This window comes from Thioalkalivibrio sp. ALE9 (genome assembly GCF_000377445.1).
In the GTDB taxonomy this organism is placed as follows: Bacteria; Pseudomonadota; Gammaproteobacteria; order Ectothiorhodospirales; family Ectothiorhodospiraceae; genus Thioalkalivibrio.
In genome coordinates this window covers 32,177-45,675 of the sequence record NZ_KB898129.1, presented here as the reverse complement: position 1 = coordinate 45,675, position 13,499 = coordinate 32,177, and the positions used below count along the sequence as shown (strand labels likewise).

The window sequence follows — 13,499 nt, the reverse complement described above, 5'->3', positions numbered from 1 at the left end:
CACGACTGCACTTGAACAACTTGAGGACTACATGATGACGATTGGTAACCGCAATATCCTGCGTTCCGCCCTTGCGGCCCTGCTGCTGGCCTTCGCCAGCCCCCTGCTGGCCCACGAGGGCGAAATAGGACAGGTCCCGGAGGATGGCTCCACGGTGCAGGGCACCCCGGAGGAGATCGGGATTCACTTCGATGGCGCGATGCGCATCACCCAGTTCGACGTGATCGGCCCGCAAGGCCGCGTGTCTCTGGAGAACGAGCCGGGCAGTGATCCGACCGAGGAGTACCATGTGCGCCCGGCCGGCGACCTGGAACCGGGTCGTTACGAGGTGCGCTGGCGCGGTCTGGCCCGCGACGGCCACATGATGTCCGGGAGCTTCCGCTTCACGGTGGAGAACTAGGCCGTGGCCTGGCTGTCTGCGCTGTCCGATGTGGATGCCTGGACGGTCGCCATGATGCTGGTGGCGGCCGGGTTCTATGCCGGTGCCTTGCTGGCGGCCGGGGCGGTGCTGTTTCGCCTGGCGTTTCCGGATCTGCCCGATCCGGAACGTCGGGCGGCCAGCCGCATGGGTGCGATCGCGGCCTGGGTCGCGATCGTGCTGGCGCTGGTCCAGTGGCCGCTGCAGGCCGGATACCTCGGGGGTGGCAATGGTGCGGCCGCCTTCGACCCCATGCTGCTCGGCATGGTGTTCGAGGGGGCGCAGGGAACCCGGCTGGTCCTGGCCGTGAGCGGTTTGTTGCTGGTGCAGGCGATCCTGCTGGATGCCCGTTGGCTGCCGGGGCTGGGCTACGGTCTCAGCCTTGCCGGCGTATTGTTGGTGATGCTCGCCTTCGTGCAGGTCGGGCACACGGTGGACGAGCCGCGCGCCCTGCTGGGAGGGCTGCTGGTGCTGCATCTGCTGGCCGCGGCCTTCTGGATCGGTTCGTTGTGGCCGCTGTATCGCCTGGCGGGGCACCCGCCGGCGGGTCGTGATGCCGCGCGCATCCTGGCGCGCTTCGGCCAGGTGGCGGTGTTCGGGGTCGGGCTGCTGGTGCTTGCCGGTGTGGTGCTGGCGGCCTTGCTGCTGGGCGGTGTCACGCCATTGCTCACCTCGGGCTATGGGCAGTTCCTGATCGGCAAGGTCCTGATCGTCGGGTTGCTCCTGCTGCTGGCCGCCGCGAACAAGTGGCGGCTGGTACCGGCGTTCGAGCGCGGCGAACCCGGGGCTCCCGGACGGCTGCGCCGCAGTATCGCGCTGGAGGGCGGCCTGGTCGCGTCGATCCTGCTGCTGACCGCGGTACTGACCACGGTCAGTTCACCGGCCGGTGGATAGGCGACGCGGGCGCTAGCGGTTCGTCGTCAGATGGGTCGCTGGGCGACCGTGGCGGCGAGTTCGACGTCCTCGCCCTCGCGCTGGACACGGATGTCGAGGGTCGCGCCGGGCGAGGTGCGGGCGATCACGTTGAGCGCTTCACGCGGGGTGTTCACGCTGCTGCCGTCCAGGTGGGTGATGATGTCCCCCGGTCGGATTCCAGCTTCTTCCGCAGGCCCCTCGCGCAGGATGCCGGCGACCAGCACGCCGCGCGGCGTGTCCAGGCCGAAGGATTCGGCCAGTTCGCGGTTCATTGCCTGGACCTCGATCCCCAGCCAGCCGCGGGCGACGAAGCCCTGTTCGATGATCTCGGTCATCACGCTGCGCGCCAGATCCACCGGGATCGCGAAGCCGATGCCGTGGGAGCCGCCGGAGCGCGAGAAGATCGCAGTGTTGATACCGACGACCTCGCCGCGCGCATTGATCAGCGCGCCGCCGGAATTGCCCGGATTGATCGCCGCGTCGGTCTGGATGAAGTCCTCGAAGGTGTTGATCCCGAGCTGGTTGCGCCCGGTGGCGGAGACGATCCCCTGGGTCACCGTCTGGCCGACGCCGAAGGGGTTGCCGATGGCGAGCACGACGTCACCCACCCGCAGGTCGCTGGAGTGCCCCACCGTGGCCACACCGAGCCCCGGCGCGCGCACGCGCAGCACGGCGAGGTCCGTATCCGGATCGATGCCGATGATCTCGGCGGGGTGGGCCTCGCCGCCGGGGAGCATGATGGCAATGGCATCAGCCTCCTCGATCACGTGGTGATTGGTGAGGATGTGCCCCTGTTCGGTCATGATGACCCCGGAACCGAGGCTGGACTGCTCCTGTTCACCCGGCGGAAGGGGCTGGCCGAAGAATTCATGCAGGCCGAGGCCGGAGGGCCGGTCGATGGTGCGCGAGGTCATGATGTTGACGACCGCGGGCGCGGCGCGGCGTACGCCGTCGGCGTAGCTGGCCGGCGCACCCGTGGCGCCCGGGGCCGGCACGGGTGCGGCGACCTGCAGATCGGCGCCGGATTCGTCGCGACCGAGGATCTCGGGGAAGAACACCGCGATCACCACGGCCAGGGCAATGCCGGTCAGCGCGGCTTGCAGCAGAAAGCGAGAGAAATTCACCATATGTCGAATATACCGAATCAGCGTTCAACAGGGGATCCCGCCGTGGTCAATCGCGATGAACTGATGCAGGCGCTGAATGCGGAGCTCGAGCCGGAGCGCTTCCGCGATTACTGCCCGAATGGCCTGCAGGTGGAGGGGCGCCGCGAGATCCGCCGGATCGTCAGCGGGGTGACCGCCTCCCTGGCACTGGTGGAGGCGGCGGTGGAGGCCGGGGCCGACCTGATCCTGGTGCACCACGGGTACTTCTGGAAGGGCGAACCGCAGGAGGTGACCGGCATGAAGCGCGAGCGCATGCGCCTGCTGCTGGCCCATGACATCAACCTGGTCGCCTACCACCTGCCGCTGGATGCCCACCCGGTGCTTGGCAACAACACCCAGTTGGCCGGGCGCCTGGGATTCGCGATCGATGGTGTACTGCGCGAGGACGGCGTCGGCCAGGTGGGGAGCCCGGCGCGGGTGATGTCGGCGCCCGACATGCAGGCGCATATCAGCAACGTGCTGGGGCGCGAGGCGCTGTGCGTGGAGGCCGGTGACCATCCCATCCGCCGCATCGCCTGGTGTACCGGCGGGGCCCAGTCCCTGCTTTCCGAGGCCGCGGCACAGGGAGTGGATGCCTATATCAGTGGCGAGATCTCCGAGCAGACCACCCACGAGGCGCGCGAGCTGGGGGTGCACTACTTCGCTGCCGGACATCATGCGACCGAGCGCTACGGGGCCCCGGCCCTGGGCCAGTGGTGCGCGGAGCGCTTCGGTCTCGAACACCAGTTTATCGAGATCGACAATCCCGCCTGAGCGGGGGCGATCCCGCCCGCACGCGACCGCGTGCGAGATTGCAGTGCAGCCTGTTCGCTTTGGGGGCGTGCCGGATGCCCCGTCCGCGCCCTTCTGTAATCAGTTGGTTATAGAGGTTTTTGGCGCGCGTGACCAAGCGCAATGCTCGGTCTTAAGGCAGTAATCTACTTGACCTTATTAGCGTGTTCGGGAATTCTATCGGATTTTACAGCCCGCCCAGATGGGTATTCGCGCGTGCGGCCAAGGCCCCTCGCGTTCAGGCTGCGCCTTGGTTGCGTGGCTGCGGGAATACGATTTCAACACGTTGTTTGGAGAGACAAACATGGCAAACCAAGGCGTAAACCGAGGCCGGCGCCGGTTCCTCGTCGCCGCGACATCTGTCGTAGGCGGAGCCGGGGTCGCCGCTGTCGCGGCCCCGTTCCTGGCGTCCTTGCAGCCCAGCGCGCGCGCTCAGGCGGCCGGGGCCCCTGTCGAGTTCGACGTGTCCGCTGTCGAGCCGGGCCAGCGTGTCAGCGTCGAATGGCGCGGCCAGCCCATCTGGGTCGTGCGACGCACCGAAGAGATGATCGCCGGTTTGTCCGAGGTGACCGACCGTCTGCGTGATCCGGAGTCCGAGGTCGAGAGCCAGCAGCCGGAATACGCGCAGAACGAGCACCGTTCGCGCAATCCCGAGTTCCTGGTCGTGATCGGCATCTGCACCCATCTGGGCTGCTCGCCCACCTACCGCCCGGAGATCGGCGACCCCGAGATGGGTTCCGACTGGCAGGGTGGCTGGCTGTGCGGCTGCCACGGCTCCCGCTTCGACCTGGCCGGCCGCGTGTATCGCAACATGCCGGCGGCGACCAACCTGGTGATCCCGCGCCACATGTACCGCACGGACACCTTGCTTGTCATTGGTGAAGACGAAGACGGGGAGGCGATCTAAATGGCCAGCAATCCTGATACCAAGATCCAGGGCGGTCTGCTGGGCTGGGTCGATGCCCGCTTCCCGCTCTCCCAGATGTGGAACGAGCATCTGGCGCAGTACTACGCGCCGAAGAACTTCAACTTCTGGTATTTCTTCGGCTCCCTGGCGCTGCTGGTGCTGGTCATCCAGATCGTCTCCGGCATCTTCCTGACCATGTTCTACAAGCCCGATGCGGAACTCGCGTTCGCGTCGGTCGAGTACATCATGCGCGACGTGGAGTGGGGCTGGCTGATCCGCTACATGCATTCCACCGGCGCCTCGATGTTCTTCGTGGTCGTCTATCTGCACATGTTCCGGGCGCTGCTGTACGGCTCCTACAAGAAGCCGCGCGAGCTGATCTGGATCTTCGGTGTGCTGATCTACCTGGTGCTGATGGCCGAGGCCTTCGCCGGCTACCTGCTGCCGTGGGGCCAGATGTCCTACTGGGGCGCGCAGGTGATCGTGAACCTGTTCCAGACCATCCCGTATATCGGGCCGGATCTGGTGACCTGGATTCGCGGTGACTTCCTGCTCTCCGATGCCACGCTGAACCGCTTCTTTGCGCTGCACGTGATTGCCCTGCCGCTGGTGCTGATCATGCTGGTGGCCGCGCACATCATTGCGCTGCACGAAGTGGGCTCCAACAACCCGGACGGCATCAACATCAAGGAAAACAAGGACGAGAACGGCATCCCGAAGGATGGCATCCCGTTCCACCCGTACTACTCCGTGAAGGATCTGGTCGGTGTCGGCGTGTTCCTGATGGTCTTTGCCGTGATCATGTTCTTCTTCCCGACCGGTGGCGGCCTGTTCCTGAAGCCGGACAACATGATCCCGGCCGACCCGCTGGTCACCCCGGATCTCATCCCGCCGGTGTGGTACTTCACCTCGATGTATTCGGTGCTGCGATCCGTGCCGGATCCGTTCCTCGGCGTGGTCGCGATGGGCCTTGCGGTGGTGATGCTGTTCTTCATCCCGTGGCTGGATCGCAATCCGGTACTGTCGATGCGCTACCGCTCGTTCGCGGCCAAGTTCAACCTGGCGGTGTTCGTGGTGGCCTTCGTGATCCTCGGCTGGCTGGGTCTGCAGCAGGCCACCACGGAAGTGAGCGAGATGAGCCTGCGCTTCTCCACGGTCTACTTCGCGTTCTTCTTCCTGCTGTGGTTCCTCAGCAAGGAACGCTCCGCGGTCTTCAGCCTGATCGCATTCGCCGTGGTGGTGGGCATCTACACGATCTACGACATCCTGCGTTTCGATCCGAGTGACGCGAGTCTGATCATGTGGTCCTGGCTGATTCCGACCGTGTATCTGTTCGTGACCATGGTGGCCCCCGCCTTCGCGCGTGGCCTGGGCCGTGACCGTGCCGTTCCGGAAAGGGTGACTTCGTAATGAAAACGCTGATTGCAACTACGTTCCTGGCCGCTGCGGCCCTGTTCACCGTCCCGGCCGCCTCGGCGGCCGGGTACGACGGTGACCTGGAGAAAGCCAATATTGACGTGACCAATGAGGCCTCGCTGCAGCGCGGTGCCAACCTGTTCATGAACTACTGCATGGGTTGCCACTCCACGGAGTACATGCGCTACAACCGCGTCGCGCGGGATATCGGGCTGACCGAGCAGCACATGGAAGAGAACTTCATCTTCATTACCGACGAAGCCGGTGATCCGGTCGGCGTGGGTTCGCTGATGAAGAACGCCATGAGCGACGACTACGGCGAAGAGGCCTTCGGCGTGGTCCCGCCCGACCTGACCATGACCACCCGCATCCATGGCGAGGACTGGGTCTACACCTTCCTGAAGAGCTTCTATGTGGATGAGTCGCGTCCGCTGGGCGCGAACAATACCGTGTTCAGCAACGTCGGCATGCCGCACGTGCTGTGGGAGCTCCAGGGCTGGCAGGAGAAGGTTGTCGACGAGGACGGCAACGAGCGTCTCGAGTTGGTGCGCTCCGGTAGCATGACGCCCAGCGAATACGACCGCGCCGTGCGCGACATCGTCACCTACCTCTCCTACATGGGCGAGCCGATGCAGCTGGACCGCCAGCGGATCGGCCTGTACGTCCTGATTTTCCTCGGGATCTTCACGATCCTGGCCTACTTCTTGAAAAAGGAGTACTGGAAAGACGTACACTAGGCGGCCTGAACCGTCGCCGGCGCACTGATCAAGGATGATCGCGCGCCGGTGTTATTGACCGTCTGCCCGGCGTGGCCTCGTGCCTGGCCGGGCTAGGGAGAAAGCCATGGCGCTGGTCGCCAACCGTCGTTCCGTTATGACCCTGTTTTCTGCTCACGACTGTGTGCGCTGCCACCGGGTGCGCATCATCCTTGCGGAGAAGGACATCGCCGTGGATGTCGTGAATCTCGGGCCGGACGAGCTGCCCGAGGATCTCTCCGATCTGAATCCGTACAACGAGGTCCCGACCCTGGTGGATCGCGATCTGGCCCTGTACGGGACGCATGTCATCACCGAATACCTGGACGAGCGTTTTCCGCATCCGCCGTTGATGCCGGTGGATCCGGTTTCGCGGGCGGCCGCGCGGCTGGCGCTTTATCGCGTGGAACGCGACTGGTACGAGGGGCTGGACGCGGTCTACAAGGCCTCCGGCTCGGGGTTGACCAAGGCGCGCAAGATCCTGCGCGAGAGCCTGGTGAGCTCGGCGGAGATCTTCGAACTCAAGCCGTACTTCCTGAGTGACGAGTTCTCCATCGTTGACTGTGCCATCGCGCCCGTGATGTGGCGGCTTCCGGCGGTCGGTATCGACCTGGCCTCGCTGCCGCAGGCGATCCAGGAATACGCCGACCGTGTGTGCAAGCGCGAGTCTTTCCAGGTGAGTCTGACCGAGGCCGAGCGCGAGCTGCGCCTGTGACTTCGTCGCGCCCCTATCTGCTCCGTGCGCTGTGGGAGTGGGTCACGGATAACGGCTTCACGCCGCATATCCTGGTCGACGCCACGGTCGAGGGTGTGGTCGTGCCCGAGGCCTTTGTGGATCAGGGCAAGATCACCCTGAACGTTGGTCCCTCCGCGGTACAGGCGCTGAATATCGGGGACGACGCCGTGGCCTTCTCGGCCCGCTTCGCCGGCAACCCGATGGATGTGTTTGTGCCGATGCCAGCGGTCCTGGCGGTCTACGCCCGCGAGAACGGGCAGGGCATGATGTTCGGCAGTGAGCCGGGGCCCGGCCCCGAGGACGATGGTCCAGGCGCGCCGCCGGATGGGTCCGGTGATGGCGGGGGCGGAGAGGATGCCCCGGCGCCCAGGCGCAAGGGGCCGTCGCTAAAGGTCGTCAAGTAGTGCGCAGGGCCCCGTATGGGGCCCGTTTCTTTTCCGGGGATGTGTGCCGGACGAAGGGGGCGTCGCCTCAGGCCGGGCCGGGTGCCTTGCCGGGGTTGAGGATGTTGTCGGGATCGAACTCGCGCTTGATGCCCGCCATCAGCCCCAGAGCCACCGGGTCCAACTCGCGCGCCACATAGGGCCGCTTGACCAGACCGATGCCGTGTTCCCCGGACAGGGTGCCGCCGAGCGCGAGGACCAGCGTAAAGACCCCGTCCAGGCAGCGTTCGGCCGCCGCCAGTTCCTGAGGGTCGTCCGGGTTGACCAGCAGGTTCACGTGGATGTTGCCGTTGCCGGCATGGCCGAAATTCACGATCTTGATCGCGTGCTCCGTGGCCAGGCGGTCCAGGCCCGCGATAAGGTCGGGGATGCGCGAGACCGGCACGACCACATCCTCGTTGATCTTCTTGGGCGCGACCGTCCGCAGCGCCGGGGACAGGGCCTTGCGTACGGCCCACAGGGCCTGTGCCGCCTCGGGGGTGTCGGCGCTGTGGGTCTCGAGGCAACCGGGGCCCTCGGCCGCGGTGCGCACGCCGGCGGTGGTGGCGTCGATACCGGCCTCGGTGCCATCCGTTTCGATCATCAGGATGGCGCCGGCGCCCGCGGGCAGGGGGCAGTCCGGATCATAGTCGCGAATCATGGCAATGGCGGAGTGGTCCATGAATTCCAGCGCCGAGGGGACTTCCGCTCGGGCCATCAGGCGCGAGACGGCGCGGGCAGCGTCGCCGACATTGCGATATACCGCCTGGATCAGGCGGGTCGCCTCCGGCCTGGGGGTGAGGCGCAGCGTGGCCTCCGCGATCACGGCCAGCGTGCCCTCGGAGCCGATCAGCAGCCGGGTGAGGTCGTAACCCACGACACCCTTGGTGGTGTGGACCCCGGTGCGAAAGGCCTCTCCGGTGCCGGCCACGCCGGCGAGGCCCAGGGTGTTGTCCCGCGGGGTGCCGTACTTCACCGCATGCGGCCCCGCGGAGTTGTACGCCAGGTTGCCGCCCAGGGTGCAGTAGGCGCTGCTGGTCGGATCCGGTGGCCAGAAGAAGCCATGGCGTCCCGCGGCCTCCTGGATTTCGCCGTTGGTGACGCCGGGTTCCGCGATCAGCCAGCGATTGTCCGGGTCCACCTCGAGGATGCGGTTCATGTGCTCGAAGGACACCACCAGCCCCCCGTGATCCGGCACTGCGGCACCCGTGGTGCCCGTCCCGCGTCCGCGGCAGGTGAGGGCGACGCCCAGGCGCCGGCACAGCCGTACCAGCTCGCGCACGGTATCCGCGTCGCGCGGGAAGGCCACCGCGTCGGGCACCGCGTGGAGCTTCGAGTTGTCCGCGCCATACGTCCAGCAGTCCGCCGGATCGAGTAGCCGATCGCCGGGTGCCAGCAGTTGTTCCAGTTCGCGGGTCAGTGGAGTCATGGGGCGGGCTTTGGATTCAAGGGAGCCGGTTTAATCGGTGGGTGCCTGGATGGCGTCCTGCAGCCACTCGATCCGGTCGCGGCCATCCAGGGTCATGACATCGAAACGCACCGGCCCGTTCCAGGCATGCTCCTGCAAATAGGCCTCGGCGACCCGGAGCAGGCGCGCCTGCTTGCGTCGGTCGATGCTCTCCGCGCCGCCGCCGAATCCCGGGTGGCTGCGCTTGCGTACCTCCACCAGCACCAGCGTGTCGCCCTCCTGGGCGACGAGGTCGAGCTCGCCATACGGACGGCGGACGTTGCGCGCCCGGATCTCCAGGCCGCGCGTCTCGAGGTAGGCGGCGGCCCGGTCCTCGGCGGCCTGCCCCGAGACGCCCGGGCGAAACACTCAGGAGCCTCCGGCGGGGAGGTCGATGCGCCGGGGTTCGCCGCGCTCGAAGCGCGCCCAGGCCGGTTCCCGCACCCATTCGTGATTGAACGGGTTCAGTCCCCAGGTCCCGGTGGCGCCGACCAGCTGGTGATGCGGGGCGGCGCGCACCGCTTCCTGGCGCAGGCTCAGGCGCAGCGCATCCATCCCCAGGGCGACAAAGCGAGGCAGTGCCTCGTCGCCGGCGTCTGCCTCTTCGTCCAGCGGGCGTACCCGGTCGAACAGGCGCGGCGCGTCGGGAAACACGATCCCGTTCAGGTCGGCATCGCGATTGGCATCCGGACGGCCCGAATAGACATGGGCCGTCGCCATCATCGGCAGGTGGCTCGCGCGGTGAAAGTGCACGTGCGGCACGATACGCCGCACCTGCGGGGCCGACCCGGCGATGAACAGATGGTCCACATCGGCACGTACCTGCGGATCCGCCTCCAGTTCCAGCCCGGTCCGGCGCGCCACCTCGCGAATGCGGGATTCGCTTTGTGGGATACCCAGGGCATTGCCAATGGTGGCGTTCAGTTCGCCCGCAGTGGGCTGGACCCGGATCACGTCGCGTGGGCGTCGGTCGTCCTCGGCGAGCGTCGCCTGGTAGGCGCTCGCCACGCGATCGCCGAAGGCCCCCTCCGGCAGGATCACCAGCGGGTGCAGCCAGCCGGCGCGCGCGGCGCGATCGGCCACCGCCCGGGCGTCCTCTTCCGGGTTCAGGGCCAGCGTGGTCATCGCTTCGTGGACAATGGTGCCGGCCCGGTTCAGCAGCACGGATGGAACGGCCTGGTCGCTGTTTGCGACCTGCTGAACCGATTCGCGCCGCAGTGGGCCGATGATGCGTGCGACGCCCGATTCTACGCCGCGACGGTAGAGCGCGGCCGCGGCATCCGGCTCCCCGCGAGTGTCGCGCACGATCAGGCGCCCGTTGCTGGCCCCCTCTGCGTAGTAGGCGCGGGTGATCCCGTCCAGGACCGCATTGCCGAGTTCGCCGAGATCGCCCGACAGGGGCAGGAGCACCAGAGTGTCGCCCGGTGCGTCCGGCGTCAGGGGATGGGACGCCAGCAGCTCCGGCAGCAGGCTGTTGGCCGGGTGCGAGGGATGGCGTTCCCGCCACTGGCCAGCGGCCTGGCGTGCTGCGTCCTGCGTGCCGGCGCCGCGCAGCAACCGGAACAGGCTGACCCAGGCATCGCCATCCGGCGGGTGGTTGCCGATCACTCGTTCGCGCTGGGCCGGGCGCAGGGCCGCGAGCAGACCCCACAGGCGCTGCTGGTTCTCGCTGTGCAGATCCGGCTCCATGATCAGGAGCCCGTCCAGGCGCAGGCGGGCGTCCAGGGCCTGATACCATTGGCCTTCGTGTTCCAGCAGCCGGGCGTGGAGCGACAGGCCTTCACGATAGACCTCCGGTGAACGCGTCGGATCGTCCGGATCGTCCGCCCCGAGACGCTCGCGGGCCAGGTCCCAGTCACGCTGGGCCGCCGCCAGGCGCGCGCCCAGCAGGCGGCCGGCCTGGGAGTCCCGTTCGGCGTCGGGCAGCTCGGCCCAGAGGGTGTCGGCCCGCTCCAGCTGATCCGGCGTCGCCGGGTCCAGTGCCAGGACGGCTTCGATCGCACCCCGGACCGTCTCGGGTTCCGGGCGCGAACGCGCTTCGCTCAGCAGCAGGCTGGCGCGGACCTCCGGCGGGAGTTCAGCCAGGTCCGCGCGGGGTTCGGGTTCCGGGGCCGGCTCCGGGTCCGGGCGCGGCGTGGCGCACCCGACCACAATGGCCGAGGCCAGTAGCAACAGAGCAAGGCGGGACAGGGGCCGGGCGTGTCCGGCGCGATGAAGGGGTCGGGGCACGATGGTGGTCACGAGGTTTCCCTGGCGAATGAGGAGTCAGTATTGAAAGCGCATCAGGCCGTGTCAACGAACTGGGGCACGTTGTGGGTAGTGGCCACGCCGATTGGTAATCTCGGCGACATGAGCCCGCGTGCGGGCGAGATCCTGGCCCGGGTGCAGCGGATTGCCGCGGAGGATACGCGACACAGCGCCGGACTGCTGGCCCACCTGGGTGTGCATACGCCGCTGGTCAGCCTGCACGAGCACAACGAGGCCGAGCGAATCCCGGCGCTGCTCGAGGCATTGCAGGCGGGGGAGTCGGTGGCCCTGGTCTCGGATGCGGGCACGCCGCTGGTGTCCGATCCCGGCTTCCGTCTGGTGCGCGCGGCGCGGGAGGTGGGCGCGCCGGTGCGGGCCGTTCCGGGCCCCAGCGCCCCGCTGGCGGCGCTGGCCGTGGCGGGGTTGCCATCCGACCGCTTCTGTTTCGAGGGCTTTCTGCCGCACGCGGCCGGGGCGCGTCGGCGGCAGCTGGAGGTGCTGCTGGCCCAGCCGGTTACCACGATCGTATTCGAGTCGTCTCATCGTATCCGGGCTGCGGCCGGGGACCTTGCCGGACTGGCGCCCGAGCGCGAGGTATTCCTGGCGCGCGAGCTGACCAAGCAGTTCGAGGAGCACTACCGGGGCGTCGCTGCGGACCTCCCGGCCTGGCTGGATGCGGATGCCAACCGCACCCGCGGCGAGTTTGTCCTGATCCTGGGGGCGGCGCCGGCCCCGGAAACCGGCGGCGAGGCCGACGAGCCGCTGGCGGCCGAACACGAGCGCCTGCTCACCGCGCTGCTGCAGGAGCTCCCCCTCAAGCGTGCCGCGCGCCTGCTCTCCGATGCGACCGACCTGCCACGCAACCGCGTCTACGCCCGCGCCCTGGCCCTCAAGGACGCCCAAAGCTAAGGCCTGTTTTTCACCACGAAGCACACGAAGGGACGAAGAAGGGCAAGGTCAAGGGCGCTTCAGAGGAAGTCGCGAAGGTTTGAAGGAATGAATGCGGGTTGAACCCACTGGGCTCGGACGGTGTAGCAATGAGTGTCCGGCCAATCCTGCCAGCAGTAACGCCCTTCTATCCTTCCAGCCTTCCTGTCATTGCTTTTGACCTTGCCCTTCTTCGTGCCTTCGTGTGCTTCGTGGTGAACAAAAGGGGGGCGTCGGCGGCCAGGCCCCTGAAAAGCCTTGCGTTCCGGGGCGGGGCGGCGTACAAGGAGCGCGGGAGTCGGCCGGGCAGTCGCTGCATCCTCGGATGTGGAGGAAAGTCCGGGCTCCGCAGGGCAGGACGCCAGGTAACACCTGGGCGGCGCGAGCCGACGGAAAGTGCCGCAGAAAATACACCGCCGATGGCCTTCGGGCACAGGTAAGGGTGAAATGGTGCGGTAAGAGCGCACCGCGCGACTGGTAACAGTTCGTGGCAGGGTAAACCCCGTCCGGAGCAAGGCCAAATAGGGGTGCATGGTGTGGCCCGCATCGCACCCGGGTAGGCTGCACGAGGCGTCCGGTGACGGACGTCCCAGATGAATGACTGTCCACGACAGAACCCGGCTTATGGCCGGCTCCCACTTTTTCCCACCTGCGAGTCTCCCGCCGCCGTGCCGGTTCGGGCCGGTCCCGCTGTGTCCGCGGCAAACTTGTAAAGTGATGCATGAAGTTTGGGCCTCAACGCAAGGCTTTTAATACCCTTCTTCCAGCTCTTTCGGCGCCCTCGCGTCGGTCGCGCTAAGTCTCTGTGATTCAACGCTTATTTTTTGTTTTTCGGGGTCGATTTTCTTGACTCTGGAGGATGCCCGTACCTATAGTGTCGAAAAGTGGGTCAAAGTGGGGAAAGGTGGGTAACCACCGCTACCAGCCATGTTTCGAGGCGTCAGCCAGCTCAATCTGGATGCGAAGGGCCGCCTGGCCATGCCGGCGCGGTATCGCGACGACCTCGCTGCGAGCTGCAACAGCCAGCTGGTGATTACCGTTGATCCCTCCCGTTGCCTCCTCCTCTACCCGTTTCCGGAATGGGAGCGCATCGAGCAGAACCTGATGTCCCGCCCCAACATGAATCCCAAGGTGCGCAACCTGCAGCGCCTGCTGGTGGGTCACGCCACCGAATGCGAGCTGGATGGCAGCGGTCGGTTGCTGCTGCCCACTCCCCTGCGTCAGTACGCCGGCCTGGAAAAGCGGGTCGTGCTGCTGGGGCAGGGCAAGAAGTTCGAGATCTGGGACGAGGCCACCTGGGAGGAGACCTGCGCCCAGGTGCTGGGGGGTGACGTGGATGACGAAGCGCTCGAGTCCATCGCGTTGTGACGGG

Annotated in this window: 14 protein-coding genes and 1 other RNA gene; 11 read left to right on the top strand and 4 right to left on the bottom strand. The window is 66.9% G+C overall.

Annotated elements, in window-relative coordinates:
* The first annotated feature begins 31 nt into the window (after positions 1-31).
* Together D106_RS0110500 and D106_RS0110495 are read left to right on the top strand one after the other, a co-directional pair.
* Positions 32-400 (top strand): copper resistance CopC family protein, encoded by a 369-nt coding sequence (locus D106_RS0110500; protein WP_018879993.1) that lies wholly within the window; start codon positions 32-34, stop codon positions 398-400.
* Between the two features lie 3 nt (positions 401-403).
* Positions 404-1,312: a copper resistance D family protein gene (locus D106_RS0110495; RefSeq protein WP_018879992.1), complete on the top strand. Its 909-nt coding sequence runs from the start codon at positions 404-406 to the stop codon at positions 1,310-1,312.
* Between the two features lie 26 nt (positions 1,313-1,338).
* On the opposite strand, the gene D106_RS0110490 is transcribed toward D106_RS0110495, so the two are convergent.
* Complete coding sequence (locus tag D106_RS0110490; protein WP_018879991.1) at positions 1,339-2,460, bottom strand: S1C family serine protease; 1,122 nt, start codon at positions 2,458-2,460, stop codon at positions 1,339-1,341.
* Between the two features lie 42 nt (positions 2,461-2,502).
* Here D106_RS0110490 and D106_RS0110485 point away from each other — a divergent pair, with 42 nt between their 5' ends.
* From D106_RS0110485 to D106_RS0110460, 6 genes are all read left to right on the top strand, one after another.
* Complete coding sequence (locus D106_RS0110485; protein ID WP_018876489.1) at positions 2,503-3,252, top strand: Nif3-like dinuclear metal center hexameric protein; 750 nt, start codon at positions 2,503-2,505, stop codon at positions 3,250-3,252.
* 322 nt (positions 3,253-3,574) lie between these two features.
* Positions 3,575-4,177 carry a ubiquinol-cytochrome c reductase iron-sulfur subunit gene (petA, locus tag D106_RS0110480; protein WP_026279149.1) on the top strand — a complete coding sequence of 201 codons (603 nt, stop codon included), beginning with the start codon at positions 3,575-3,577 and terminating at the stop codon, positions 4,175-4,177.
* Positions 4,178-5,587: a cytochrome b N-terminal domain-containing protein gene (locus tag D106_RS0110475; RefSeq protein ID WP_018865637.1), complete on the top strand. Its 1,410-nt coding sequence runs from the start codon at positions 4,178-4,180 to the stop codon at positions 5,585-5,587. It abuts the gene before it with no gap.
* Positions 5,587-6,330: a cytochrome c1 gene (locus D106_RS0110470; protein WP_018876488.1), complete on the top strand. Its 744-nt coding sequence runs from the start codon at positions 5,587-5,589 to the stop codon at positions 6,328-6,330. The genes D106_RS0110475 and D106_RS0110470 overlap by 1 nt, the downstream gene beginning before the upstream one ends.
* A 106-nt stretch (positions 6,331-6,436) precedes the next feature.
* Positions 6,437-7,063, top strand: coding sequence for a glutathione S-transferase N-terminal domain-containing protein (locus D106_RS0110465; RefSeq protein ID WP_017942770.1), 627 nt, complete (start codon positions 6,437-6,439; stop codon positions 7,061-7,063).
* Positions 7,060-7,488: a ClpXP protease specificity-enhancing factor gene (locus D106_RS0110460; protein WP_018878159.1), complete on the top strand. Its 429-nt coding sequence runs from the start codon at positions 7,060-7,062 to the stop codon at positions 7,486-7,488. The genes D106_RS0110465 and D106_RS0110460 overlap by 4 nt, the downstream gene beginning before the upstream one ends.
* Positions 7,489-7,555: 67 nt before the next feature.
* Here the strand turns inward: D106_RS0110460 and D106_RS0110455 are convergent, their stop codons facing one another.
* From D106_RS0110455 to D106_RS0110445, 3 genes are read right to left on the bottom strand one after another with little or no spacing between them, the layout of a single operon-like run.
* Complete coding sequence (locus D106_RS0110455) at positions 7,556-8,935, bottom strand: FAD-binding oxidoreductase (protein ID WP_018879990.1); 1,380 nt, start codon at positions 8,933-8,935, stop codon at positions 7,556-7,558.
* Positions 8,936-8,965: 30 nt separating this feature from the next.
* Entirely contained in the window at positions 8,966-9,322 is a 357-nt protein-coding gene (locus D106_RS0110450; RefSeq protein ID WP_018878160.1) for a YraN family protein, read from the bottom strand.
* Positions 9,323-11,194 (bottom strand): penicillin-binding protein activator, encoded by a 1,872-nt coding sequence (locus D106_RS0110445; RefSeq protein ID WP_038045869.1) that lies wholly within the window; start codon positions 11,192-11,194, stop codon positions 9,323-9,325. It abuts the gene before it with no gap.
* Between the two features lie 78 nt (positions 11,195-11,272).
* Between D106_RS0110445 and rsmI the strand changes: the two genes are divergently transcribed.
* The 3 genes from rsmI (at position 11,273) to mraZ (ending at position 13,495) form a co-directional block, all read left to right on the top strand.
* Positions 11,273-12,109 carry a 16S rRNA (cytidine(1402)-2'-O)-methyltransferase gene (gene rsmI / locus D106_RS0110440; RefSeq protein ID WP_018876483.1) on the top strand — a complete coding sequence of 279 codons (837 nt, stop codon included), beginning with the start codon at positions 11,273-11,275 and terminating at the stop codon, positions 12,107-12,109.
* A gap of 312 nt (positions 12,110-12,421) precedes the next feature.
* Positions 12,422-12,767, top strand: an RNA gene (rnpB, locus tag D106_RS14430) — RNase P RNA component class A.
* Between the two features lie 287 nt (positions 12,768-13,054).
* On the top strand, positions 13,055-13,495 hold the full coding sequence (gene mraZ, locus D106_RS0110435; RefSeq protein ID WP_017942776.1) for a division/cell wall cluster transcriptional repressor MraZ: 441 nt from the start codon (positions 13,055-13,057) through the stop codon (positions 13,493-13,495).
* Positions 13,496-13,499 lie beyond the last annotated feature (4 nt).

Bases quoted from the DNA above. Each gene is read 5' to 3' on its own strand.
- D106_RS0110500 (WP_018879993.1), top strand. From the start codon at position 32: ATGATGACGATTGGTAACCGCAATATCCTGCGTTCCGCCCTTGCGGCC.
- D106_RS0110490 (WP_018879991.1), bottom strand. From the start codon at position 2,460: ATGGTGAATTTCTCTCGCTTTCTGCTGCAAGCCGCGCTGACCGGCATT.
- petA (WP_026279149.1), top strand. From the start codon at position 3,575: ATGGCAAACCAAGGCGTAAACCGAGGCCGGCGCCGGTTCCTCGTCGCC.
- D106_RS0110475 (WP_018865637.1), top strand. From the start codon at position 4,178: ATGGCCAGCAATCCTGATACCAAGATCCAGGGCGGTCTGCTGGGCTGG.
- D106_RS0110470 (WP_018876488.1), top strand. From the start codon at position 5,587: ATGAAAACGCTGATTGCAACTACGTTCCTGGCCGCTGCGGCCCTGTTC.
- D106_RS0110465 (WP_017942770.1), top strand. From the start codon at position 6,437: ATGGCGCTGGTCGCCAACCGTCGTTCCGTTATGACCCTGTTTTCTGCT.
- D106_RS0110455 (WP_018879990.1), bottom strand. From the start codon at position 8,935: ATGACTCCACTGACCCGCGAACTGGAACAACTGCTGGCACCCGGCGAT.
- mraZ (WP_017942776.1), top strand. From the start codon at position 13,055: ATGTTTCGAGGCGTCAGCCAGCTCAATCTGGATGCGAAGGGCCGCCTG.